Here is a 2542-nt window from a genome sequence, read left to right as displayed (position 1 = left end):
CGGGCATCGCCGCCAGGACCTTGACCTGGACGCCGAAGTCGGCCAGCTTGCGCTCAATCAACCGGGAAGTATATTCGAGGGTTTCGGCGCTGACCGTCTCGGTCGCCGGCGGCGCCGGGTCGAGCAGATGCAGCGGCGGCAACTGGCCGCCGAAGATCGCTTCGGGGAACAAGGCCACCTGCTTTTCGCGCTCGATGCGCGCTTCGGCCTTTTTCGACACCGGCACCTCGGGTGGCGGCGTTTCGATGATGATCGGATCGTGCAATTCGACGCGCTGCTTTTCTTCCTTGACGACGACTTCACGTTTCTGCGCGACTTCCTTGCCGATCTGCCGGTCGCGCCAGGCATCGACGCGGCCGTAGAAGAAACCGAGAAAACTTTCCAGGAAAATGCCGAGTTGCTCGAAGGCCCAGACCCAGGACATGCCCGAGAAGATGCTCCAGCCAGCCGCCATCGCGGCGAGCAAGAACAGTGTCGAACCGGTGTAGCCCAACTGGGTGGATAGCAGGCGGCCAAGCTCGATGCCGAGCATGCCACCCGGCGCCAGCGGCAACGCCGCCTTCAGCGAATAAAAACGCAGCGCCTCAAGCGATGAACTGGCCACCAGCAGAAACGAAAAGCCGCCCAGCGCAAAGAACAGCGGGTGCTGCTTGTGCTCTTCAGGTGAATGGTATTTGCGGAAACCCCACCACACGAGCATGCCGAGCAGAACGATCCACCACCAGGCGGACAGCCCAAATATGTAAAGCATCAGATCGGCGATCCACGCCCCGGCGCGACCAGCCGGATTGTGCAGGGTGGCCGAGCCAACGGCATGCGACCAACCCGGATCTTCCTTGCTGAACCCCCACAGCGCCATGGTCAGGAACAAGGCAACAGCACCGACACCCAACCAGCGCGACTCCTGCAGCAAGGAGCCGATCTTCTCCGGCAGCGGGCTAGGCGCCGCCGCCCGATTCACCATCCGGGCACCCACCGTCAGGCGACCCCGGGAATGACCAGAACGTCATTCTCATAACGGATGTAACCGCTCAATTCCAGATCGCGCATAACCTTGCTGACCATTTCGCGCGATGCACCAATCATTTTCGCCATATCCTGCTTCGACATCTTTTTCTTCACCATACGATTGCCGTCCACGACCTCCGACATATCGAGCAGGAGACGGGCCACACGGCCATAAACGTCCAGCAGGGCGAGGCTTTCGATCTTGCGATCAGCCTCGCGCAAGCGCAGGACAAGAATCTTCATCAACTTCTGCGCGACCTGGAAATTATCCTGCATGCAGCGCTGCAGGGAATCCTTGTCGAGAAACAGCAACTCGCAGGCCTCGGCGGCGACCACGTTGGCCGAGCGCGGACTGCCGTCGATCAGGCCCATTTCACCAAAGAACTCGCCGGGGCCGAGCCAGGCAAGAATGATCTCGCGGCCTTCTTCGTCGGTGTTGGTGACCTTGGCCCGCCCGCTGATCAGAACATACAACGAATCCGTACTATCGCCAGCCCGCACGACAGACGCATGACGCTCAACGCGCTTGCGCCCGGCCACCCTGGATAGTTTTTCCAGCTCAAGCTCATCCAGCCCGGAAAACAAGGGAACATTGCGCAAGACCACCAGACTTAAACCGCACGGGGTAGTTGCCATAAATCAGTTTCCGTTCATAGAGTTACGACACAATTATAAACTGCTTTCCCAATTTACATAGGAACTTGGGAAAATTGGAAGCCCAGACAACGCTATAATTTTCCGATCAGTCACCCAGAGGATCGTCATGTCCCAGAATACCCGCCACACTCCCCTTATCATCCTCGGTTCCGGCCCGGCCGGCTATACCGCCGCCGTTTATGCCGCCCGCGCCAATCTTAAGCCGGTGCTCATCACCGGCATGGCCCAGGGCGGCCAACTCATGACGACGACCGAAGTCGACAACTGGCCGGCCGATACCGACGGCGTCCAGGGACCCGACCTGATGGCCCGTTTCGAGGCCCACGCCCGGCGCTTCGAAACCGACATCGTCTTTGACCACATTCATACCGCCAAACTGACCGAAAAGCCCTTCACCCTGATCGGCGACGCCGGCACCTACACCTGCGATGCCCTGATCATCTCGACCGGCGCCTCCGCCCAGTATTTGGGTCTGCCTTCCGAAGAAACGTTCATGGGCAAGGGTGTGTCGGCCTGCGCTACCTGCGACGGCTTTTTCTACCGCAACAAGCCGGTCGCCGTTGTCGGCGGCGGTAATACGGCCGTCGAGGAAGCACTTTACCTGGCCAATATTGCCAGCCATGTGACACTGATCCATCGCCGCGAAAAATTCAAGGCCGAAAAGATCATGCAGGACAAGCTGTTCAAGAAAGAGGCTGAAGGCAAGATCAGCATCCTGTACAACACGACACTCGATGAAATTCTTGGCGATGATTCCGGTGTTACCGGCCTGCGCGTCAAGAACAAGGAAACCGGCGCCTCCCAGGAAGTGTCGGTACACGGCGTTTTCATCGCCATCGGCCACAAACCGAATACCGACATCTTTGCCGGTCAACTC

The 2542-nt window shown here is 59.1% G+C and carries 3 protein-coding genes; 1 reads left to right on the top strand and 2 read right to left on the bottom strand.

Annotated features, from left to right (window positions below; translation table 11 throughout):
* Together ADADOO_RS11760 and ADADOO_RS11755 are read right to left on the bottom strand one after the other, a co-directional pair.
* Positions 1-964: DNA translocase FtsK 4TM domain-containing protein (locus ADADOO_RS11760; RefSeq protein WP_511277695.1), on the bottom strand; the 964-nt coding region annotated here is incomplete at its 3' end.
* A 14-nt stretch (positions 965-978) separates the two neighbouring features.
* Positions 979-1644 carry a Crp/Fnr family transcriptional regulator gene (locus tag ADADOO_RS11755; protein WP_511277694.1) on the bottom strand — a complete coding sequence of 222 codons (666 nt, stop codon included), beginning with the start codon at positions 1642-1644 and terminating at the stop codon, positions 979-981.
* 127 nt (positions 1645-1771) lie between these two features.
* Between ADADOO_RS11755 and ADADOO_RS11750 the strand changes: the two genes are divergently transcribed.
* A partial coding sequence (locus ADADOO_RS11750; RefSeq protein WP_511277693.1) for an NAD(P)/FAD-dependent oxidoreductase occupies positions 1772-2542 on the top strand: 771 nt, incomplete at its 3' end.

Source organism: Azonexus sp. (genome assembly GCF_036170495.1).
Lineage (GTDB): Bacteria > Pseudomonadota > Gammaproteobacteria > Burkholderiales > Rhodocyclaceae > Azonexus.
This window is presented reverse-complemented; position numbering and strand designations above follow the sequence as displayed.

Excerpts from the sequence above, each read along its gene's own strand:
- ADADOO_RS11755 (WP_511277694.1), bottom strand. The coding sequence starts at position 1,644 with ATGGCAACTACCCCGTGCGGTTTAAGTCTGGTGGTCTTGCGCAATGTT.